Source organism: Burkholderia sp. NRF60-BP8 (assembly GCF_001522585.2).
In the GTDB taxonomy this organism is placed as follows: Bacteria; Pseudomonadota; Gammaproteobacteria; order Burkholderiales; family Burkholderiaceae; genus Burkholderia.
The window spans coordinates 1,993,396-2,014,774 of record NZ_CP013372.1 but is presented as its reverse complement, the minus strand read 5'-3'; the positions used below and the strand labels follow the sequence as shown (position 1 = coordinate 2,014,774).

Annotated in this window: 21 protein-coding genes; 11 read left to right on the top strand and 10 right to left on the bottom strand. The window is 67.6% G+C overall.

Features of this window, described 5'->3' with window-relative positions:
• Positions 1–17: 17 nt before the first annotated feature.
• The 4 genes from WS54_RS09380 to WS54_RS09365 all read left to right on the top strand — a co-directional run bounded on the left by WS54_RS09380 (position 18) and on the right by WS54_RS09365 (position 4,826).
• Positions 18–1,232: a porin gene (locus WS54_RS09380; protein ID WP_059780654.1), complete on the top strand. Its 1,215-nt coding sequence runs from the start codon at positions 18–20 to the stop codon at positions 1,230–1,232.
• Between the two features lie 234 nt (positions 1,233–1,466).
• Complete coding sequence (locus WS54_RS09375) at positions 1,467–2,756, top strand: NAD(P)/FAD-dependent oxidoreductase (protein WP_059780653.1); 1,290 nt, start codon at positions 1,467–1,469, stop codon at positions 2,754–2,756.
• Positions 2,757–2,773: 17 nt separating this feature from the next.
• Positions 2,774–3,331, top strand: a complete 558-nt coding sequence (locus tag WS54_RS09370) for a helix-turn-helix domain-containing protein (RefSeq protein WP_034204399.1) — start codon at positions 2,774–2,776, stop codon at positions 3,329–3,331.
• Positions 3,332–3,479: 148 nt separating this feature from the next.
• Positions 3,480–4,826: a glutamine synthetase family protein gene (locus tag WS54_RS09365; RefSeq protein ID WP_059780652.1), complete on the top strand. Its 1,347-nt coding sequence runs from the start codon at positions 3,480–3,482 to the stop codon at positions 4,824–4,826.
• A 25-nt stretch (positions 4,827–4,851) separates the two neighbouring features.
• Here the strand turns inward: WS54_RS09365 and WS54_RS09360 are convergent, their stop codons facing one another.
• The 4 genes from WS54_RS09360 to WS54_RS09345 form a co-directional block, all read right to left on the bottom strand.
• Positions 4,852–5,379 (bottom strand): GNAT family N-acetyltransferase, encoded by a 528-nt coding sequence (locus tag WS54_RS09360; RefSeq protein WP_034204401.1) that lies wholly within the window; start codon positions 5,377–5,379, stop codon positions 4,852–4,854.
• 47 nt (positions 5,380–5,426) lie between these two features.
• Positions 5,427–5,813 (bottom strand): lysozyme inhibitor LprI family protein, encoded by a 387-nt coding sequence (locus WS54_RS09355; protein WP_059780651.1) that lies wholly within the window; start codon positions 5,811–5,813, stop codon positions 5,427–5,429.
• Between the two features lie 54 nt (positions 5,814–5,867).
• On the bottom strand, positions 5,868–6,632 hold the full coding sequence (locus WS54_RS09350) for an N-acetylmuramoyl-L-alanine amidase family protein (RefSeq protein ID WP_059780650.1): 765 nt from the start codon (positions 6,630–6,632) through the stop codon (positions 5,868–5,870).
• Positions 6,633–6,877: 245 nt separating this feature from the next.
• On the bottom strand, positions 6,878–7,330 hold the full coding sequence (locus WS54_RS09345; RefSeq protein WP_034204404.1) for a type II toxin-antitoxin system RatA family toxin: 453 nt from the start codon (positions 7,328–7,330) through the stop codon (positions 6,878–6,880).
• Between the two features lie 192 nt (positions 7,331–7,522).
• Here WS54_RS09345 and WS54_RS09340 point away from each other — a divergent pair, with 192 nt between their 5' ends.
• Both WS54_RS09340 and WS54_RS09335 read left to right on the top strand, forming a co-directional pair.
• Complete coding sequence (locus tag WS54_RS09340) at positions 7,523–8,563, top strand: bifunctional nicotinamide-nucleotide adenylyltransferase/Nudix hydroxylase (RefSeq protein WP_034204405.1); 1,041 nt, start codon at positions 7,523–7,525, stop codon at positions 8,561–8,563.
• A 73-nt stretch (positions 8,564–8,636) separates the two neighbouring features.
• Positions 8,637–10,070: a nicotinate phosphoribosyltransferase gene (locus WS54_RS09335; protein ID WP_059780649.1), complete on the top strand. Its 1,434-nt coding sequence runs from the start codon at positions 8,637–8,639 to the stop codon at positions 10,068–10,070.
• A 42-nt stretch (positions 10,071–10,112) separates the two neighbouring features.
• On the opposite strand, the gene WS54_RS09330 is transcribed toward WS54_RS09335, so the two are convergent.
• Positions 10,113–11,588, bottom strand: a complete 1,476-nt coding sequence (locus tag WS54_RS09330) for an aminotransferase-like domain-containing protein (protein ID WP_059780648.1) — start codon at positions 11,586–11,588, stop codon at positions 10,113–10,115.
• 124 nt (positions 11,589–11,712) lie between these two features.
• Here WS54_RS09330 and WS54_RS09325 point away from each other — a divergent pair, with 124 nt between their 5' ends.
• Positions 11,713–12,600: a DMT family transporter gene (locus WS54_RS09325; protein WP_059780670.1), complete on the top strand. Its 888-nt coding sequence runs from the start codon at positions 11,713–11,715 to the stop codon at positions 12,598–12,600.
• A gap of 174 nt (positions 12,601–12,774) precedes the next feature.
• On the opposite strand, the gene lysA is transcribed toward WS54_RS09325, so the two are convergent.
• Positions 12,775–14,013: a diaminopimelate decarboxylase gene (gene lysA / locus WS54_RS09320; RefSeq protein ID WP_059780647.1), complete on the bottom strand. Its 1,239-nt coding sequence runs from the start codon at positions 14,011–14,013 to the stop codon at positions 12,775–12,777.
• A 108-nt stretch (positions 14,014–14,121) separates the two neighbouring features.
• On the opposite strand from lysA, the gene WS54_RS09315 reads away from it, so the two are divergent.
• Positions 14,122–15,036 (top strand): LysR family transcriptional regulator, encoded by a 915-nt coding sequence (locus WS54_RS09315; RefSeq protein WP_034204409.1) that lies wholly within the window; start codon positions 14,122–14,124, stop codon positions 15,034–15,036.
• A gap of 59 nt (positions 15,037–15,095) precedes the next feature.
• On the top strand, positions 15,096–15,695 hold the full coding sequence (locus WS54_RS09310; protein ID WP_059780646.1) for a GNAT family N-acetyltransferase: 600 nt from the start codon (positions 15,096–15,098) through the stop codon (positions 15,693–15,695).
• A gap of 114 nt (positions 15,696–15,809) precedes the next feature.
• Here the strand turns inward: WS54_RS09310 and WS54_RS09305 are convergent, their stop codons facing one another.
• Together WS54_RS09305 and WS54_RS09300 are read right to left on the bottom strand one after the other, a co-directional pair.
• The gene (locus WS54_RS09305) at positions 15,810–16,388 is read right to left on the bottom strand and encodes a DUF4142 domain-containing protein (RefSeq protein ID WP_034204411.1); all 579 of its coding nucleotides are present in this window, start codon (positions 16,386–16,388) and stop codon (positions 15,810–15,812) included.
• Positions 16,389–16,792: 404 nt separating this feature from the next.
• Positions 16,793–17,416, bottom strand: a complete 624-nt coding sequence (locus WS54_RS09300; RefSeq protein WP_059780645.1) for an HAD hydrolase-like protein — start codon at positions 17,414–17,416, stop codon at positions 16,793–16,795.
• A 160-nt stretch (positions 17,417–17,576) separates the two neighbouring features.
• On the opposite strand from WS54_RS09300, the gene WS54_RS09295 reads away from it, so the two are divergent.
• On the top strand, positions 17,577–18,020 hold the full coding sequence (locus WS54_RS09295; protein ID WP_034204413.1) for a GNAT family N-acetyltransferase: 444 nt from the start codon (positions 17,577–17,579) through the stop codon (positions 18,018–18,020).
• Between the two features lie 56 nt (positions 18,021–18,076).
• Positions 18,077–18,295 carry a DUF1653 domain-containing protein gene (locus WS54_RS09290; protein ID WP_006480837.1) on the top strand — a complete coding sequence of 73 codons (219 nt, stop codon included), beginning with the start codon at positions 18,077–18,079 and terminating at the stop codon, positions 18,293–18,295.
• 61 nt (positions 18,296–18,356) lie between these two features.
• Here the strand turns inward: WS54_RS09290 and WS54_RS09285 are convergent, their stop codons facing one another.
• Both WS54_RS09285 and WS54_RS09280 read right to left on the bottom strand, forming a co-directional pair.
• Complete coding sequence (locus WS54_RS09285) at positions 18,357–19,568, bottom strand: winged helix-turn-helix domain-containing protein (protein ID WP_059780644.1); 1,212 nt, start codon at positions 19,566–19,568, stop codon at positions 18,357–18,359.
• 380 nt (positions 19,569–19,948) lie between these two features.
• A complete protein-coding gene (locus WS54_RS09280) occupies positions 19,949–21,337 on the bottom strand; it encodes an MFS transporter (RefSeq protein ID WP_059780643.1) in 1,389 nt (462 codons plus the stop codon).
• Between the last annotated feature and the right edge of the window lie 42 nt (positions 21,338–21,379).

Genomic DNA, 21,379 nt, shown 5'->3' with positions numbered 1-21,379 from the left:
AGGAAGGAGACGGATCGATGAAGAAGCAGGCATCACGGGTCGCGCTGACCGCCATCGCGATGGCGGCGGCTGCACCATCGTTCGCGCAGAGCAGCGTCACGCTGTACGGGATCGTCGACAACGGGATCGGCTACCAGAGCAACGCGACGGTGCTCGGCTCGACGAGCGGTGGGAAGTCGGTGGTCAGGATGAACCAGGGCGTGTGGGCCGGCAGCCGTTTCGGCTTGAAGGGTGCGGAGGATCTCGGCGGCGGCACGAAGGCGATCTTCACGCTCGAATCGGGTTTCAACTCGGGCACCGGCGCGACGCAGTACACCGATGCGATGTTCGGGCGGCAGGCGTGGGTCGGCCTGACCCATGCGACCTACGGTACGCTGAGCGCGGGACGGCAGTACGCGTCGTACTACCAGACGATGTCGGCGTTCAGCCCGACGACGTGGATCACCGGCTACTACGGCGCGCACCCGGGCGACGTCGACGGGCTCGACACGATTTACCGCGCGAACAACACGTTCGAATACACGTCGCCGAAATGGTACGGGCTGACGCTGAGCGGCTCGTATTCGTTCGGCGGCGTGGCCGGCAGCACCAATGCTGGTTCGACATGGGCAACCGGCATCCAGTACGCGGCCGGCCCGCTCGGTGTCGGCGTCGCGTTCGAGCGCGTGAACAATTCGAATACGGCCGGCGGCACATGGGGGGCGAATTCGACGACGTCGAACGGCGGCGCGCAGGTGGGCGTGTCGGCGCTCACGAACGGCTACCAGACCGCGAAGGCGCAGCAGCGGTTCGCGGTGGGTCTGAGCTACCGGTTCAGCGACGCGTGGGATGCGACGGCCACGTATACCAACACCCAATACATCCCGGGCACGGCGTCGAAGTTCGTCAACACCGCGATTTTCAACACGGCCGGTGCGGTGCTGCACTGGAAGCCGTCGGCTGTATGGGATGTCGGCGCAGGTTATGCGTACACGCGTGCGACCGAAGCGAACGGCATCACGGACAGCGCGCAGTATCACCAGTTCAACCTGTCGCAGTACTACTCGCTGTCGAAGCGCACGGGGCTGTACCTGCTTGAAGCGTATCAGCACGCGAAGGGCAAGACGCTCGGCACGAGCGGCGCGGGCAGCATCGTCGACGCGACCGCGACGCTGGGTGACGGGTTCAACTCCGCGCCGTCGTCGACCGGGAACCAGTTCGCGTTCGGTGCGGGCATCATTCACCGGTTTTAACCGCGCCGCGCGCGTTCCGGCGCTGGACAACGGCGGCGATACGTACGCGCGGCGTGGACACACGCCTGGCCCCGCGAATTGTCGAATCGCGCCGAAACCGGATAAACAGCGCGCAACTGTAGTTCGTCGGACTATTTCCCTGACGACACGAACATCGGTCCCCCGCTTGCCCGCATGAAATTGTCATGCTAGTTTTTCATGAAATTTCAAGGCGAAATTTTCACGGGAGCCCGCATGTTCGTGCAGTCCGACCGTCACGTCGCAAGCTACTACGCCGGTACCTATCCGGCGCCGATCCCGCATCGGCCGGCGCTGGACGAACGCATCGACGCCGACGTGCTGGTCGTGGGCGCGGGCTTCAGCGGCCTGCATACGGCGCTGCGGCTCGCGCTTGCCGGCAAACGCGTCGTCATGCTCGAAGCGAGCCGCGTCGCATGGGCCGCATCGGGCCGCAACGGCGGGCAGGCGCTGCTCGGCTGGTCGTGCGACATGCAGCCGCTCGAGGATGCGCTCGGCCGCGACGGCGCGCGCCTGCTGTGGGACAGCATGCGCTGGGCGGCGGCCGAGGTGCGCGAACTGTCGGCGCGGCACGGTTTCGACATCGACTACAGGCCAGGTAGCCTGTGGGCCGCGGTGCGGCCGCGGCGCGTCGCGATGCTGGCGCAAGCGCGCGACGAGGCGGCCGAGCGGTGGGGCTACGACCGGCTGCGCCTGATCGGGCGTGACGAGATACCTGAATGGATCGGCGGCACGCGCTATCTCGCCGCGCTCCACGATCCGGAGGCCGGCCACCTGAACCCGCTGAAGCTCGCGCTCGGCGTCGCGCGGACGATCGAGCGCGCGGGCGGCCGCATCTTCGAACGGAGCCGCGTGCTCGACTGTCGCGAGACGGCGAGCGGCCAAGTCGCCCGGACGGCGTGCGGCGAAGTACGCGCGGACGTGCTGGTGCTCGCCTGCAATGCGTACGTCGACCGGCTCGACCGCGACCTCGCGCGCCGGCTGCTGCCGGTCGGCACGTACCAGGTCGCGACGGCGCCGCTCGCGCCCGACGTCGCGCGTGCGCTGCTGCCGCGCAACAGCTGCGTGATCGACAACCAGTTCGTGCCCGACTATTTCCGCCTGAGCCCCGACAATCGGCTGCTGTTCGGCGGCGGCTGCACGTATCTCGGCGGCATCCCGGCCGATATCGCGGCGGCGACGCGCCCGCACCTCGAACGCGTGTTCCCGCAACTCGCCGGCGTGCCGCTCGACTACGCGTGGGGCGGTCACATCGACATCAGCATGCGCCGCACGCCGGACATCGGCCGCCACGGGCAGCGCTTCTGGCTGCAGGGTTTTTCGGGGCACGGCGTGCTGCCGACGCTCGCCGGTGCGCGCGCGGTGGCCGATGCCGTGCTCGGCGATGCCCAACTGCTCGCGCAGTACCAGCGCATCCGCAACCCGCGCTTTCCGGGCGGCGACCGGCTGGCCGCACCGCTCGAAGCGATCGGCAAGGCCTGGTACCGTCTGCGCGATACCGTTTGATTGCACCGGAATCCATCATGAACGAACAGGAAGAGATAGAAAGTCTGGCGATCCTGATCCGCGACCTGCGCAAGCATCGCAAGGTCACGCTGAGCGATCTCGCCGAACGGATCGGCCGCTCGGTCGGCTTTCTGTCGCAGGTCGAGCGTGGGCTGTCGCGTCCGACGGTCGCGGATCTTACCGCGATCGGCGAGGCGCTCGGTGCGCCGACCACGTATTTCTACAGCCTGAGCAAGCCGCGCAGCGTGCCGTGGGTCACGCGGCCCGGCGAACGCCGCACCGTGTATTACGCGGCCGGCATTACCGACATCCTCGTGTCGCCGAACATGCGTTCGCGCTTCTCGATCCTCGAAAGTCATCTCGGGCCGGGCGCGAGCAGCGGCGAGCGGCCGGTCGACGACAGCGACGAGCAGGGCGGCTTCGTACTCGAAGGAGAGCTGACGATCTGGATCGACGGCGACGACACGCCGGTCACGCTCGGCCCGAACGATGCGTTTCAGCTTCCCGCGCACAAGCGCTTCCGGTATGCGAACCTGACCGACGCGCCGACCCGCGTGATCTGGGTATTCACCTGAGTGGCCGGCGCGGCCGGCAGTATCGGAGGCCGCTGCGCCACGCCGCCTGTTTGAGTACTGATCGACATGCAGCGTGCGTTGCGCGCGCCGCATGAATCCGGTTCGCCGCGCTGCGGCGCCGACATACGAGACATGAAAAGGATGAGACATGGCTGACGTCGTTCCCGCGCTGGTCGGTGAAGTCCGCGCATTCCGGCAGGCGCACCCGGAGATCCGTTATGTCGACCTGATTTGCCTCGATCTCCCCGGGCATTTCTACGGCAAGCGCTATCCGATCGATGCGCTCGAGAAAATCGCATCGGGCGCGCTGCTGAAGCTGCCGCAGAACTGCGTGCTGCTCGGCACGCAGGGCGGCCTCTACAAGATCGGCGACTACTGCTTCAACGACGGCGATCCCGATGCGCCGCGCCGCCTGATACCCGGCACGCTGAAGCCGGTGCGCTGGGAGCGGCAGCCGCTCGCACAGATGCTGATCAGCTCCGACGGCACCGATTCCCCGATCGAATTCGAGCCGCGCGAGGTGCTCGCGCGCGTGCTGCGGCGGTTCGCGACGCGCGGCATCCGGCCGGTCGTCGCATTCGAGCTCGAGTTCTACCTGTTCGCCGCGCAGCTCGAGCACGGCATGCCGCAGTATCCGCGCGACCGCCTGAGCGACGACCGCGACGATCAGCCGAACATGCATATCGAACGCCTGTCGCGCTTCTCCGACGTGCTGCACGAGATGGTCGACGCCGCGCGCGAGCAGGGCGTCGATGCGACGGTGATCACCGCGGAGCTCGGTCCCGGTCAGTTCGAGATCAATTTCGGGCATACCGACGACGCGCTGCGCGCGGCCGACTGGTCGGCGCTGTTCTGCCGCAGCACGCGCGGCGTCGCGTTGCGGCATGGCTATCGCGCGAGCTTCATGGGCAAGCCGTACCTGCACGCGCCGGGCAGCGGGATGCACGTGCACGTGAGCCTGTACGACGAGGCGGGGCGCAACCTGCTGGCGGCGGACGGACAGCGGCCGCTGCGGCATGCGGTGGCCGGCTGCCTCGCGCTGCTGCCGCATTGCATGCCCGTGTTCGCGCCGAATCACAATGCGTTCCGGCGCTACGGGTCGATGGTGAACGCGGCGAGCCGCGCGAGCTGGGGTTTCGAAGATCGCGACGCGTGCATCCGGGTTCCAGAGTCGGATGCACGCAATCTGCGGATCGAGCACCGGCTCGCGAGCGCGGATGCGAACCCGTACCTGGTGCTTGCGGCGATCCTCAGTGGGATGGAGTACGGGCTCGATGCGCGGCTCGAGCCGATCGCACCGCTCAACGAGGATCGCGGCAGCGGCATCGATTTTCCGAAGGAGATGCTGTCGTCGGTCGCCGCGATGCAGGATCATCCGGCCGTGAGCGACGGGCTCGGCAGCGAGTTCGTGATGGTGTACTGCGAGAACAAGCGGCAGGAGGAGCTGGATTTCCGCAACGAGATCGGGGCGCGGGAGTATCGGTGGTTCCTGTGAACGCGGCGTGTGTCGAGGAAGCCGGTCAAGGCAGTGCGCGCCAGTAGCGCACTTCTTCGATCGGCGTACCGTCGATCTCGAAGGTCTTGATGTCGTCTTCGGAGACGAAGCCCTCGCGTTCATAGAATGCTCTTGCACGACGGTTTTCGACGAGTACCCAGAGCGATACCCATGCGTGGCCCGCGGCGTGCAGCGATCGGCATGCGTGCTCGACCAGCGCCGCGCCGATGCCTCGCCCGCAATGCGACGGATGCAGATAGATCGCTTCGATTTCACCCCACGCACGATCCTTGTCGGCGTCGCGCGTCGGACCATAGGCGATCCAGCCTGCCGCGTCGTCGCCCGTGAACGCGAGCGCGACACGCGGGCGACCGGCGTCGAGCGCGCCGCGCCACAAGGTCGTGCGTTTTTCGACCGAGAGACCGGCGAGGAACGGGGCCGGCATGATGCCCGTGTAGGTGGCCTGCCACGACGCGACGTGGATGTCGGCGATGGTCGGCGCGTCGGCGGATGTGGCCGCGCGGATGTCGATCGTCGTCGTGTTCGGTGTCATGCGTGCCCCGTGCGATCGGTTGCGGTATGCCGTGTGACTGCCTGGCCTTACTCGCCGAGCTTCGACGTCACGCATCCGGTGCTCGAGCATTCGCGCTCACGCTCGCGCAGGAACGACAGCCGCGACTGCGTCATGTCGTTCGCGCACTGGATATCGACGAGGTAGCTGCTGCCGCGCGTCTCGCTGCACTGCGCGTCGCGTTGTTTCAGCCACGCGAGCTGGCCGGCCTTCAGCGTCGCCTGTTGATCGCCGCTCAGTTGCTTGCGCAGCCGGCCGTATTCGTCGTTGAGATCGCGGTCGGACTGCGCGAACTGCGTGCTCGTGCAATACACCTGGTCGAACGCGCTGCGCGGTTTCCCGCAGCCGGCCGCGTGCGCGGCGAACGGAACGGCGAGTGCGAGCAATGCGGAGGAGGCGAGCAGATTCTTCTTCATGGTGATGCTCCTGGCTGGGTGAAAACCGTCGAATCCGACGGGCGATGATGTCGTTTATTCGGGTGTCGTACATGCGTCGATGCCGCCGGCGATCGCGGCGGACAGGCGCTGGATCGTCTCGCGCCGCGCGAGCCGCGCTTCTTCGTCCGGATTGACGATCACGCCGGCTTCGACGAGCACGGCCGGAATCGGCGCGGTACGCAGCACGACGAGATCGTCGAAGCGATGGATGCCGAGCGACGGATCGATCAGCGGGCGGTTCTCGCCGCGGATCGGCTGTGCGTGATAGAGCGAAGGCCGTTCGCCGGCCGCGACCAGCCGCTCGGCGATCGCCTTCGCGCAACGCAGGCTCTGCGCATAGTGCGGATTGCGCGCCGACACGAACACCGAGAAGCCGCGGAATTCGCGTTGCCGGCCCGCGTCGATGAACTGCTGCTGCATCGAGTCGTGATGGATCGACACGAACAGGTTCGCATCGGGCGCCTGCGTCGAGCGCTGATCGAGCGCGATCTCGCGGCCGTCCGCCGACGTGCGCAGCACGCGGTCGCCATGCGCGGCGAGTTTGTCGGCGACCGCGCCGGACAGGTCGAGGTTGTACAGGTATTCGACGCGGCCGCTTGCGCCGGTGGAGCCCGGATGCGCCGGCGTATGGCCGGTGTCGACGACGATATAGCGTCCGGTCGCGGGCTCGGTCACGGGCGTGCCGGCGGTGTCGGCCGCGTGCAGCGCCGGCGGTGCGCCGAGCAGCGGGGCGCACGCGAGCACGCGCGCGGCGGCGCGTACGAGTGGGCGAAGGCGTCGGAGGGTTCGATGCGTCATTGTTGTTGTCGAGGCGGGCGTACGGCGCGTCGATCGGCGCGCCACCGTCGGCCTGCTCGATGCAGTCGGAATGTCGCGCGATTATAGCGGGTGGCGGTGGCGCTGCAATGACGAAACGGCCGTTGTCGCACCGGCCGAAGGCGGAGGCTCAGCCAGCCGCGCCGGGGCTGCGGGCATGGCGTCAAGGGCGTCGCGCGCATGCCGGGATGGCTCGCGCGCAGCGTGAGGCCGGCGGCGCGCGCCGCTCAGTGCGGCAGCGCTTCAGCCTCGGCCCAGCGCTTGAACGAATCGAGACGCCGGCGCGTCTGCACGAGATAGAACGCGCCGATCAGCGGTTCGAGCAGCCAGCGCAGCCAGGACGGCTGCGCACGGAAGTGGTACGTGAACTTCACCTCGGTCGATCCGGGCGTGTGCTCGGTGAAGTTCCAACTGCCGCTGAAGCGTTCGAGCACCTTCGGCCCTTCGACCATTTCGACGGCGGCGACCTGCGGCGGACGGTACGAGATGTAGCGCGACACCATCGTCGCGCCCGACTGGCTGCGGCAGAACGCGTCGACGCCGACATCGGCGGTCGTTCCGTCGAGCAGATACGCATCGACGAGGAAGTTGTCCCACACGAGCCGCCGTCCGTAATCCTGCGACCACGTGAACAGGCGCCTGCGATCGACCCCGACGGTCCGGCTGACTGAGATCCTCATGAGGGCGGGCGCCGGCGGCGCGGATTGGGATGCGATCGAGTGTACCGCGCCAAAAACACGTGTTTCGTCAGACTTCGTCAAGTCGAGCGTGTGCTCGAATACGCTCGATTGACGCATCTCGGGAATTACCCTAGGATTCGTTTCAACCCTTCGGGACAGACCCGGAGCGTTTCAATCTCTTGAGGGAGCCTCATGAGTACGCAACAGAACCGGCGCTTCGACGCGCTCGTTTTCATCGGTCGTTTCCAGCCTCCGCATCGTGGTCACCTGAACGTGCTGAAGTCGGCACTGAGCCGGGCCGAGCGCGTGTGCGTGCTGATCGGGTCGACCGACAAGCCCCGCACCATCAAGGATCCATTCTCGTTCGACGAGCGCCGCCAGATGCTGGCTTCGCTGCTCGATACGTCCGAGCGCGACCGCGTGACGATCGCGCCGCTGCAGGATTCGACCTACAACGACGGCGACTGGGTGCGCTGGGTGCAGGAGGCCGTCGCGTCCGCGCTCGGCGATATCGCGCAGCGCAAGGTCGGGCTGATCGGCCACGAGAAGGACGCCACGTCGTATTACCTGCGGATGTTCCCGCAATGGGAACTCGTCGACGTCGACGCGACGGAAGACATTTCCGCCACCGAAATCCGCGACCAGTATTTCGCCGAACGAACCAACAGCTTCGTGCAGTGGGCCGTGCCGGAGCCGGTGTTCGGCTGGCTCGAGCGTTTCCGTACGCAGCCGGAATTCGCGCAACTGAAGTCGGAAGCGGAATTCATCGCCGCGTACCGCAAGGCCTGGGCCGCCGCGCCGTATCCCGTCACGTTCGTGACGGTCGACGCGGTGGTCGTGCACTCCGGGCACATCCTGCTCGTGCGCCGCCGCAGCGAACCGGGCCGCGGCCTGTGGGCGTTGCCGGGCGGATTCGTGAACCAGGACGAGCGGCTCGATGCAGCATGCATCCGCGAGCTGCGCGAGGAAACCGGCCTCAAGCTGCCGGAGCCCGTGTTGCGCGGCTCGATCAAGGATCGCCAGGTGTTCGATCATCCGACGCGCTCGCTGCGTGGCCGCACGATCACGCATGCGTGCCTGTTCAACTTTCCGACCGGCGAGCTGCCGCGCGTGAAAGGCAGCGACGATGCCGACAAGGCGCGCTGGGTTCCGCTCAACGAATTCGCGCAGATGCGCAACGTGATGTTCGAGGATCACTTCGACATCGCGTATCACTTCCTGGGGAAGCTGTGACGCGCTGATTCCCCGCATTCGGTCCGCCGCGACAGACGCGGCGGCACTTCAACGGCCTAGAGGAGCTCTAGCCATGCAAAACGATCCCGGCGGCTTTGCCGCGGTTCTCTCCAATCCGATTCTCAATACGGATTCGTACAAGGCTTCCCACTTCCTGCAATATCCGCCGGACGCATCGGCGATGTTCTCGTACGTGGAATCGCGCGGCGGCCGCTACGACCGCACGCTGTTCTTCGGCCTCCAGATGCTGCTGAAGGAATATCTGTGCAAGCCGGTCACGCACGCGATGATCGACGATGCGCGCGATTTCTTCGCCGTGCACGGCGAGCCGTTCGACGAAGCAGGATGGCGCCATCTCGTCGAGCACTACGACGGCTACCTGCCGGTAAAGATCCGCGCGGTGCCGGAGGGTTCGATCGTGCCGGTGCACAACGTGCTGATGACGGTCGAGTGCGAGGATCCGCAGGTGTTCTGGCTCGCGTCGTATCTCGAGACGATGCTGTTGCGCATCTGGTATCCGGTGACGGTGGCGACCCGCAGCTGGCATTTGCGCCAAACGATTCGCCGCTTCCTCGAAAGGACCGACGACGATCTCGCGCAACTGCCGTTCAAGCTGCACGACTTCGGCGCGCGCGGCGTGTCGAGCGCGGAATCGGCCGCGATCGGCGGCGCCGCGCACCTCGTGAGCTTCATGGGTTCGGACACGGTGCTCGGCGTGCTGGCCGCGAACCGCTTCTATCGCGAGCCGATGGCCGCCTATTCGGTGCCGGCGGCCGAGCACAGCACGATCACGTCGTGGGGGCGCGCAGGCGAGGTCGATGCGTATCGCAACATGATCGGCCGCTTCGGATTGCCGGGCGCGATCGTATCGGTCGTGTCGGACTCCTACGATCTGTTCGCCGCACTTGATCTGTGGGGCGGCGAACTTCGGCAGGCGGTGATCGATTCGGGCGCGACGCTCGTCGTGCGACCCGATTCCGGCGACCCGGTGACGATCGTGCTGCAGACGGTGCGGGCGCTCGATGCGTCGTTCGGGTCGACCGTGAACGGCAAGGGGCGGCGCGTGCTGAACCGCGTGCGCGTGATCCAGGGCGACGGCGTCGACGAGCGGTCGATCGAAGCGATTCTCGTCGCGCTCGACGAGGCGGGCTACGCGGCCGGCAACGTCGTATTCGGCATGGGCGGCGCGTTGTTGCAGCGCGCGAACCGCGATACGCAGCGCTTTGCGATGAAGTGTTCGGCCGTCCGGCGCGGCGGCGTGTGGCACGACGTCCGCAAGGATCCGGTCACCGATCAGGGCAAGCGCTCGAAGCCGGGGCGGCTCACGCTGCTGCGCAATCGCCGCACCGGCGAGTATCGGACGGTGACGCTGCCGGTCGCGTGGGACGATCGTGCGCTGGAAGGCGAATGGGACGAGGCGCTCGAGACGGTGTTCGACACCGGGCGTTTGCTCGTCGATACGTCGTTCGCCGAGGTGCGGGCGAGGGCGCACGCGGGGGAGGCGTGACGCAGGCGGCGGGGTATCCCGCCGCGGCACGGCCGCCTCGCGTCACTTGCCGGCCAGCACCCGGCCGCCGGCATCCGCCGGCGCGCCGTCGCGTTCCACCCCACGCGCCGCGTCCATTGCCCGCGCAAGCGCATCGAACACGACGGGCCCCTTGCAGCGCGACACGTTGAAGCGCATGTACGACGTCGCGCTGCGCGACGCGCTGAACACGTTGCCGGGTGCGAGCACCACGTCGTGGTCCAGCGCGTGGCGTGCGACGCGCGCGGCGTCGAGCCCGTCCGGCAATTGCGCCCACACGAACAACCCGCCGCGCGGCTCCGTCCAGATCGCGAGGCCGGCTCGCGCGAGGCGCCGGATCGTTTCGCCCATCGCATCCGCGAGACGCGCGCGCAGGCTGTCGAGATGGCGCCGGTACGTGCCGTCGATCAGCAGCCGGTGCACGACGTTCGCGCCGATCTGCGCGTTGCCGAACGACGTCGCGAGCTTCAGGTCGACGAGCGCGTCGATCCATTCCGGGCGCGCGGCGACATAGCCGCAGCGGATCGCGGCCGACAGCGTCTTCGAGAAGCTGCCGATCGACACGACGCGCGACAGCCCGTCGAACGCCGCGAGGCGCGGCGCGGGCGTGCTCTCGAAATCCGCGAAGATGTCGTCCTCGACGATCAGCAACCCGTGCTCGGCCGCGAGCGTCAGCAGCCGGTGCGCGACGGGCGGCGCGAGCGTCGCGCCGGTGGGGTTGTGCAGTGCCGCGTTGGTGATGTACAGGCGCGGCCGGTGCTCGGCGAGTACTTGCTCGAAGCGCACGAGATCGGGGCCGTTCGGCGTGAACGGCACGCTGACGATCCGTGCGCGGTGCGCGCGCAGCAGCGCCTGGAAGTTGAAGTAGCACGGATCGTCGAGCACGACGGTATCGCCGGGTTCCAGCAGCAGGCGGCACACGAGGTCGAGCGCGTGCGTGCCGCCGTCGGTCAGCATGATCTGCGCGGGTTCCGCGTGCACGCCGTGCTGCGCGAGCCGCCATGCAAGCTGCTGGCGCAGCGCGGGCAGGCCGAGCGGCGTCGCATAGTCGGTCAGCGCATCGGATTCGTCGCGCGACACGGCGCGCAGCGCGCGACGCAGGCTTTCGTCGGGCAGCCACGACGACGGCAACCATCCGCAGCCGGGCTTCACCGACGTCGGCGCCGCTTCGAGCGACTGGCGCGACAGCCACAGCGGATCGAGCTCGCGATCGAGGCGCGGGCCCAACTCGGCGAGCGCGAGCGGCGGGGCGTGGCCCGACACGTAGAAGCCCGAACCGCGCCGTGCGACGAGCACGCCTTCGCTCGCGAGCCGCTCGTACGCATCGACGACCGTCGATTTCGACACGCCGAGCGCGTCGGCCATCATCCGGATCGACGGCACGCGCGCACCGGGCATCAGCGCGCGGCTCGCGATCCGCGCGCGCAGGGTATCCATGACGGTTTCCACACGCGTGCGCGACGGCGCGGGCGGAGCGGGAATCGGGGCGGAATGGCTCATGGCGAACAATGAACTGTACGGCCGGTTGTTCAGTACAGTTTGTCTGAATTGTATTGGGCTGTAGCTTACGCCGTTTTGGCCGGCGGCGGATCATCGGTCATCCATCTTCCATTCAGGGTTGACCGTGCAAAAGACGACAGACGGATGGCTCAGCGGCATGCTGGGCGTCATCATCTTCAGTGGCTCGCTGCCCGCGACGCGTGTCGCGGTGCAAGGGCTCGACCCGCTGTTCCTCACGTTCGCGCGCGCGACGATCGCCGGTGCGCTCGGCCTGCTGCTGCTCGTCGCGCTGAAGCAGAAGCGGCCGTCGCGTGCCGAGGCCGTGTCGCTGGCCGTCGTCGCGCTCGGTGTCGTGGTCGGGTTCCCGTTGCTGACGGCGCTTGCGCTGAAGCACGTGACGTCGGCGCATGCGATCGTGTTCGTCGGACTGCTGCCGCTTGCGACCGCGCTGTTCGGCGTGTGGCGCGGCGGCGAACGGCCGCGGCTGCCGTTCTGGATCTTCTCGATCGTCGGCAGCGGCGCGGTGGCCGCGTTCGCGCTGCGCAACGGCGGGCAGGCGTCGGTGCTCGGCGATGCGCTGATGCTGGCCGCGATCGTCGCGTGCGGGCTCGGTTACGCGGAAGGCGCGCGGCTGTCGCGCCAGCTCGGCGGCTGGCAGGTGATCTCGTGGGCGCTCGTGCTGTCGCTGCCGCTGATGCTGCCGCTCGCGTGGCTGACCTGGCCCGCGTCGTTCGACGGCGTCGATGCCCCCGCGCTGTGGGGGCTCGCGTACGTGTCGCTGTTCAGCATGTTGATCGGCTTCGTGTTCTGGTATCGCGGGCTTGCGCTCGGCGGGATCGCGGGCGTCGGCCAGTTGCAGCTGCTGCAGCCGTTCTTCGGCCTGCTGCTCGCGGCGGGGCTGCTGCACGAGGCGGTGCCGCCGTCGATGGTCGTCGTGACGGTCGTGGTGGTCGGCTGCGTGGCGGGCGCGAAGTACTTCTCGAAGATGGCGCCCGTGCAGCGCGCAGGGTGAGGCAGGCGCCGCGACGTGCCGTGCATCGGGCCGACGTGACCCGATGCGAGGCCGGCGGCAACGCGATGGCTGCCGATGCGCACGATCGCGAGCGTGAACTCGGCCCGAAGCAAAACGGCCAGGCTGCCGCTAGCGGCAAGCCTGGCCGTTGGCGTTCGTCACGCCGTACGCGTGTTACTCGAACGTCTCCAGCGCGAGCAATTCGCCGATCGTCTGCCGGCGGCGGATCAGTCGCGGCGTGCCGCGATCGACCAGCACTTCCGGCGCGAGCGGCCGGCTGTTGTAGTTCGAGGACATCGACGCGCCATACGCGCCCGCGTCGTGCAGGAACAGCAGGTCGCCGATCTGCGGCTGCGCGAGCTTGCGGTGCGTGACCACACCGCCGGCATCCTGCGTGAACACGTCGCCCGATTCGCACAGCGGGCCGGCGATCGCGAGGTCGACGAGCGGCCGGCCGGCGGGCAGCGCGCCGTCGTGCGCGTGCACCGATACCGCGTGATAGCTGCCGTACATCGACGGGCGCATCAGGTCGTTGAAGCCCGCGTCGATCAGCACGAAATCGTGTTTCGGCCGACGGTTGACGGCCTGTACTTCGGTGACGAGCGTGCCGGCTTCGGCGACGAGAAAGCGGCCCGGTTCGATCTCGATGCGCACCGGATGGCCGAGATGCCGTTCGATCCGCTTGCGCGCGGCGTCCCACTGGCTGAAGTAGTGACCGACGTCGACACGCGGCTCGCCGTCGCGATACGGGATCGACAGGCCGCCGCCGGCCGAGATCGCGTCGATGTCGTGGCCGAGCGACGTGACGAGATCGACCATCGCGTCGCACACCTGCGACAGGTGGCCGTAGTCGACGCCCGAACCGATGTGCATGTGGATGCCGACCAGCTTCAGCCCGTACTGGCGCACGATCTCGATCGCGCGCGGCACGTCGTCGATCCAGATGCCGTGCTTGCTCTGCGGGCCGCCGGTGTTGGTCTTGTTGCTGTGGCCGTGGCCGAAACCGGGATTGACGCGCAGCCACACGCGGTGGCCGGGCGCATGCTCGCCGATGCGCGCGAGCATGTCGAGCGAACCGGCGTTCACGGTCACGCCATGCTTGAGCACCGCCGCGAGCGTCGGGCGATCGATCAGGTCGGCCGTGAACACGACGCCTTCCGGCTCGCCGCCCGGGCTGAAACCGGCCGCGAGGCTGCGTTCGATCTCGCCGAGCGACACGGCGTCGACACACGCGCCTTCCTCGCGCATCAGCTTCAGGATATGGACGTTCGAATTCGCCTTCTGCGCATAGCGGATCACGTCGAACTGGCGCAGTTGGGCGATGCGGTCGCGGATGACGTCGGCGTCGTACACCCACAGCGGGGTGCCGTATTGCTGCGCGAGCGTCGCGAGCTGGCGGGAATCGAGGGACATGGCGGATGAATCGGATCGAATGAACGGACAACCGGATGATGCGCCTGATTGGCTATACGGTAAAATGCCTATCTATCGATATTCGATTCATTTTTGATATATACGATCATGCTGACGCACCGTCATATCGAGGTTTTTCGTGCGCTGATGGTCACCGGCAGCACGACGCGCGCGGCCGAGATGCTGTACACGTCGCAGCCGACCGTCAGCCGCGAGCTGGCGCGGATGGAGCAGGTCGTCGGCTTTGCGCTGTTCGAGCGCGCACACGGCCGCCTGCGCCCGACGATGGCCGCGCTCACGCTGTTCGACGACGTGCGGCTCGCGTATGTGGGGCTTGAACGCGTCGCGGCGACGGCCGCCCGCCTGCGCGAGTTTCGCGACGGGCAACTGTCGGTGATCGCGTTGCCGGCGTTCGCGCACGCGATCCTGCCCGGTGCGTGCCGGCGCTTTCACGACGCGCATGCGGGCGTGAGCGTATCGGTCGCGACTCAGGAGTCGCCGGTGCTCGAGGAATGGCTCACGGCCCAACGTTACGACCTCGGGTTGACCGAGCACGACGTCGCGCCGGCCGGCACCGTGCTCACGCCGCTGCTCGAAGTCGACGAGGTGTGCGTGTTGCCCGACGGCCATCCGCTGCTCGCGCAGGACGCGATCGACCTGCCGGATCTCGCCGACCGCCCGTTCGTGAGCCTGTCGCTGAACGATCCGTACCGCATCCTGATCGACGAGGCGTTCGCGCAGCTCGGCGTCGCGCCGCGTTCGGTGGTCGACACGCCGTCGGCGGTGTCGGTGTGTGCGTTCGTGCGGCAAGGGCTCGGGGCCGCGATCGTCAACCCGCTCACGGCGCTCGATTTCGTCGGCCGCGGCCTGCACGTGCGGCCGCTGACGCGCTCGTTTCCGTACCGGGTCAGCGTGATCGCGCCCGAGCACCGGCCGAAGAACCTGCTCGTCGACGCGTTCGTCGATGCGCTGCGCGGCGAAGCGAAGGCGATCCGCCGCCGGCTGGCCGCCCACCTCGGCTAGCGGCACCGCCGTATGATGGGCGTTTCGCCGCCATCGACCTCATTTTCCGGAATCCCGTCATGACCGACGCATCGTCTTTCCTCGAGCAACCGACCCTCACCGGCGAACGTGTCGTCCTCCGTCCGCTCGACGTATCCGACCGGCAGGCGCTGCTGGACGCCGCGGCAGACGGCGAATTGTGGAACCTGACGGTCACGGTCGTGCCGGGCGCGCAGACGGTCGACGCCTACATCGACACGGCGTTGCAGGGGCGGGCGGCCGGCACCGTGATGCCGTTCGTGATCGTCGATCGCGCGTCGGGCCGTGCAATCGGCAGTACGCGCTTCTGGAAAATCGATCGCAAGAATCGCAAGCTCGAGATCGGTCACACGTGGCTGAGCGAATCGGCGCAGCGTACGCGCGCGAATACCGAAGCGAAGTGGTTGCTGCTGGCTTATGCGTTCGACACGCTGCACTGCGTGCGCGTGCAGTTCACGACGGACGAGCTGAACGAGAAATCGCGCGCGGCGATCCTACGGCTCGGTGCGAAACAGGAGGGCATCGTGCGCCACGAACGGATCATGCCGGATGGCCGCAAGCGCAACTCGGTGCGCTTCAGCATCATCGACGACGAATGGCCGGAAGTGCGTGCGCGACTCGAGGCGAAGCTGGCGACGTAACCGGTGACGCGGGACGCGCGACGATCGACGTGCGTCGCGCCGCCGGCAGGGGAGGCGGCAGCGCGACGGCGGGGGAAACGGTGCGCCGCGCACGATGCGCGGCGCTGCATCGCGTTACTGCGCCGATGCGAGGTGATGACGCTGCGCGAGCTTCTGCGCGTCCGCGTAGTGCGCCTGCAGGATCGGCAGCGACTGGCGGGCGACTTCCTTTAGCTTGGTGTCGCGACCCGACGCGATTTCGGCCTGGAACGCCGAGATCGCCTTCTGCTGGCCGGCGAGCGCGACCTGTTCGATATAGGCCTTGTCGAACTCGGCGCCGCGCAGGCTCTTGATGCTGTTCAGCACGGTCGTGTCCGGGTCGTTGGCCGGCACGTCGACGCCGCGCGGGCTCGCCGCGCGCATCGCCTGGATGATCTTTGCATCGTCGGTCGACACGCGTTGCGCGAACGCCTTGACCTGGCTGTCCGACGTGCGCGAATCGGCGATGCGTGCCGCGTCGTGCTGGGTCGACACGGTCTTCGTGCCGTCCGTGATGAAGGCTTGGTCGGCTTCGTGAATGCGCGTGGCGGTCGCGGCAGGCGCAGCGGACGCGGCGGGCGCCGGTTGCGCGGTTTGCGCGGTCGCCGTCACGGCGACGAGAAGCAGGCCGGCGGCAGACAAGGCGAGGCGCGAAATGTGGGGAAAGCGGTTCATGGGACCTCCTTTCGATCGGGGCTCTGGTTGAAAAACGGATCGTGCGATCCGTCGCTGTGCGAGAGACCGGGCGCGCCCGGGCCGGATTCGACCGCCGCTCTGCCGCGGCGCCGGTCGAATCCGGCCCGACCGATTCTAGGAGAGCGGTCGGGTAGCAGGTGCAACCGTGCTGTGGCTTGTGTAACGGTTGGTAAGACGAATCGATGGGCACGCGTGCAGCCCGGTAGTGCGTACCTGATGCGCATGCGTCGGCGGCAATTTTTGCGTGCGCGTGGCGCATGCAATGGATGAGATGCACGTGCGTGTCATCTGTATTTCGTCGGTGTGATGGCGTCGCGGCCGTGACCGTCGTGATGGCCGCGCATCGGGCGAGGGGGGCGCGAGTGCGTGGCGTGCGTGAAGCGTTACACGCGATCGAGCAGCGCATCGAGGCGCGGCAGCAACGGCGTCGCGCAATGTGCCTGCAACGCGTCGGGCGCCGTGTAGCCCCACGCGACACCCTGAAAGGCGATACGTGCGTGCCGTGCCGCGTCTGCGTCGCGGATTTCGTCGCCGACGTACAGCACTTCGTCGGCGCGCACGCCGGCCTCGCGAACGAGCGCGCGCAGACGGCGCGCCTTGCCGAACAGCGGAATGCCACAGGCGAAATGGTCGACGCGCGCGCCGGCGCGCGGGCCGAGCCGGTCCCGCACGATCTCCTCGGTATTCGACGTGGCGATCGCGATGCGGATGCCGCGCGCGGCGAGCGCGTCGAACGTTTCGTCGACGCCCTGAAACAGCCGCACGTGCGCGATGCGCGGCCGCATCAGGCGGCGCATGTCGATCGTCACGCGCGGCACTTTCCACATCGGCACGTCGAGCGCGCGGACGATGTCGCGCGCCGACATGCCGCGCAGCGCCGGGCGCAGTTCGGGCGTGGCGTCGCGAAAGCCGTGCAGGCGCGACGCTTCCGACAGCGCCGCGAGAAAACTGTCGAGCGAATCGGCGAGCGTGCCGTCGAAGTCGAAGGCGATGAGGCGGTAGGTCATGAGGCGGCGTCTCGGTTTATCGGCGGATGCCATTGTCGCCGAATCGAGGATGGGCAGTGCGGCTGTTCATCTACGGCAGACCCTGGTGCCCCTTGTTCCGCACCCCACGGCGCGGTATCGTCGACGCTCCGCCTTCTGCCCCTCGAACTGGAGAACAGACGTGCCCGCTGCCACTTCCGCCACGCTGAGATTTTCCACCGACAAGCGCGAACTCGATGTCGACGCGATCTTCGACTTCCTGCATCGCGACGCCTATTGGTCGCAGGGCATTCCGCGCGACGTGGTCGAGCGGGCGATCGAGGGCTCGCTGTGTTTCGGCGCGTATGTCGGCGACCGGCTCGTCGGGTTTGCGCGGCTCGTCACCGATCACGCGACGTTCGCGTATCTGTGCGACGTGTTCGTGCTGCCGGCCGAACGCGGCAACGGCTACGGCCGCGCACTGATCGACCATATATTCGCGCAGGAGATGGTGCAGCGGCTGCGCCGCATCATGCTCGTCACGACCGATGCGCACGAACTCTATCGGCCGGTCGGTTTCGGTCCGTCCGCGAACCCCGAGCGGCTGATGGAGATCCGCCGGCCCGACCTCTACACGAAACGCTGACGCGCGGCGCAGCGCATACAATACGCGCTTTCCGTTTTTGCCGAAGAGAAGCCATCATGACCGAACAGGAAGCCGAACAGCTCGCGACGCACCGCCACTACAAGGGCGGCCTGTACCGCTACATCGGCGTTGCGCGCCACTCCGAAACCGAGGAATCGGTGGTCGTCTACGAGCATCTGTGGCCGCATGCGCGCGGGCTGTGGGTGCGGCCGGAAGCGATGTTCAACGGCAACCTCGAAGACGGCACACCGCGTTTTCGCAAGCTGCGCGACTGATCCTCGGCCGGCGGCGCGTGCGCCGCAAGGTGGGCCGCTTGCGTGAGCGAGCGTACGCGCGTTACGTATCGGCGAGCGCCTTCATCAGCTCCGGCGGTGCATGCCTGACCGTCACCTCCGGCGTGCCGTGCCACGCCGCGAGTTTCTTCACGGCCTTCGCGACGTCGGCCGCGAGCCCGGTGCCGAACCGCACGCCCGGCTCGACGTGCACGGCCTTCAGTTCGAACGTGCCGAGCGCGCGATGCGCTTTCGCATCGACGCGGCCGACCAGCCGGCCGCGATGCAGTACGGGCAGGCAGAAATAGCCGTAGCGCCGCTTGTGCGCGGGCGTATAGCACTCGATCGTGTAGTCGAAACCGAACAGCGTCGACGCGCGCCGCCGGTCCCACACGACCGGGTCGAACGGCGACAGCAGCGTCGTGACCGTCGAGCGCAGCGTGTCGGCAGCGGCCGCCGGCAGCAGCGCGTCGAGCGAGCGATGCACGTAGGCCGGTTCCTTCCAGCCGTCGATCTGCACCGGAATCAGGTCGCCGGCGTCGGCGAGCCGCTCCAGCTCCGCGCGGTACGAACGGCGCGGCAGCCGATAGTAGTCGGCCACCCAGTCCGCGCGCACGACGCCGAGCGCGCGACACGTGTAGTCGAGCAGCGCGGGCAGCACGGCATCGCGCGGCGGCAGGTCGCGCGCATCGTCCCAGTCGGGCAGCACGCGTTCGCGCACGTCGTACACGCGCTGGAAATTGCGGCGCTCCGACACCATCAGCTCGCCCGTCGTGAACAGCACTTCCAGGTGACGCTTCTCGGGCTTGCGATCCCACCAGCCGTTGCCCTTCGCGCCGTCCTCGCGCGCGAAATCGGCCGACCGTACGGGGCCTGCTTCGCGAATCCGCGCAAGCAGCCGTTCGATCTCCGGACGATTCTGCTCATGCCATTCGGCCGCATATTTCCAGCCCATCCCCGACGGATCGAGCATCTTGTAACGCATCAGCCCGAACTGCTCGATCGGCAGGAAACACGCTTCGTGCGACCAGTATTCGAACAGGCGCGCCTCGGCAAGATGTTCGTCGAGCCACTGCGGCGAGAAATCGCCGAGACGGCTGAACAGCACGAGATACGGGCTGCGCGCGACGACGTGGATGGTGTCGATCTGCAACTGCGCCATCCGGCGGATCGCGTCGAGCACGTCGGACTTGGTCGCCTTGCGGCGCGGCGGCGTGAGCAGGCCCTGGGCGGCGAGATGCAGTGCGCGGGCGGCGGCGGGCGAGAGCGTGAGCATCGGGAGGACGGTCGAGGGTGGCGATCGGGAACCACTTTAGCGCGAAAGCGGCGCGCGCGTGCGATGCGCGGCCGCAACGCGTCTGACAATGGTTGACAGATACGTTTTGCAAGTTTCCCTATAGTGCAGTTCATGGCGCGGCGACAAGTGCGCGCAACGATTCCGCTTCCGACGCACATATGTCCATGGCACGCAGGAAGCGAATCCGGGATTCCCAACCCCCATCGGGAGACCCGGAGCCCTGAGCGGACATCCATGCGGCTGTGCACCGGCCCCGTGTGGATGTCCGCTGATTTTTTTTGTTTTTCCGGTTCGTCGTCCGTTGCCGCGCGACAGGTCATTGGCCGCATCGGCCGCCGCTTAATGCCGCCTATTGCCACCTATTGCCGCTTGCCGCGCGCGACTTCGTCGCCGGCGCCGGGCGGCAGCCGCCGCGTGATCGGAATCGACGCGAACGAGCACAGCCCGACCACCAGGAACGCGGGCCAGAAATCCGACCACACCATCGCCCGATGGCCCTGGAGCCAGTGCGACACGTGCAGCACGAGGCCGGCCACCGTCACGCCGAGGCCGAGCGACATCTGCTGCACGACGCTGCCGAGGCTCGTCGCGCGGCCTGCGTCGCGCGGCGAGATGTCCGCGTAGATCATCGAATTCAGGCTCGTGAACTGCAGCGCGGGGAAGATGCCGCCGACGAGCACGATCAGCCAGATCGCCCAGGTCGCCATGCCGGGATGGAACACGCCGTACGCGGCGATCGCCAGGCCCGCGAATGCCGCGTTGTAGATCAGCACCGTGCGAAAACCGAAGCGGCGCAGCGTATGCGTGGCCGTCGAGCGGCTCACCGCGCCGCCGAGCGCGGACGCGCACGTGATCAGCCCCGAGTGGAACGCGCTCATGCCGAGCCCTTCCTGCAGCGCGAGCGGCAGCAGGAACGGCACCGCGCCGAGCCCGATGCGGAACAGCGAGCCGCCCACGACGCTCGCGTGATACGTCGGGATCTTCAGGAAACTGAGGTCGAGCACCGGGCGCTCCTTGCGGCGCGCGTACGGCACGTACAACGCGAGCATCGCGGCGCCGGCCGCGCACATGACGAGGGCGTTCGAGCGCGACGTGAGCGAACCGTCGATCAGCGTGAGGCCCATCAGCAGCAGCGCGGCGCCGCTCGCGGACAGCAGGAAGCCGAACCAGTCGAGCGGGCCCGGGTCGGGCTCGTGCGTGTTCGCGATGTGCTTGCTCGCGAGGTAGATCCCGTAGAGACCGATCGGCACGTTGATGAAGAAGATCATCCGCCAGTGCAGGTAGGTCGTGATGAAGCCGCCGACGAGCGGCCCGACCGTGGGCCCGAACAGCGCGGGAATCGCGAGGTAGTTCATCGCGCGCACGAGATCGGAGCGCGGCACCGCGCGGAAGATGATGATGCGGCCGACCGGCACCATCATCGCGCCGCCGACGCCCTGTATGAAGCGTGCGAACGTGAGCACGCCGAGGGAGTTGGACGCCGCGCACATCAGCGAGCCGACGACGAAGATGCCGATCGCGGTGCGGAACACGGCGCGCGCGCTGAAGCGGTCGGCGAGCCAGCCGCAGATCGGAATGAACACGCCGAGACCGACCACGTAGGCCGTGATCGCGATGTTCAGCGTGACGGGGTTGTGCCCGAAGTCCCTCGCCATCGCAGGCAGTGCGGTGACGATGATGTTCGCGTCGACGCTTTCCATGAACAACGCACAGGCAACGATGAGCGGTGCTAGAAAGACGGGCGACATGGGCTGGGCGCGCGGTAAAGGTGTCATTATGCCCACAATGTG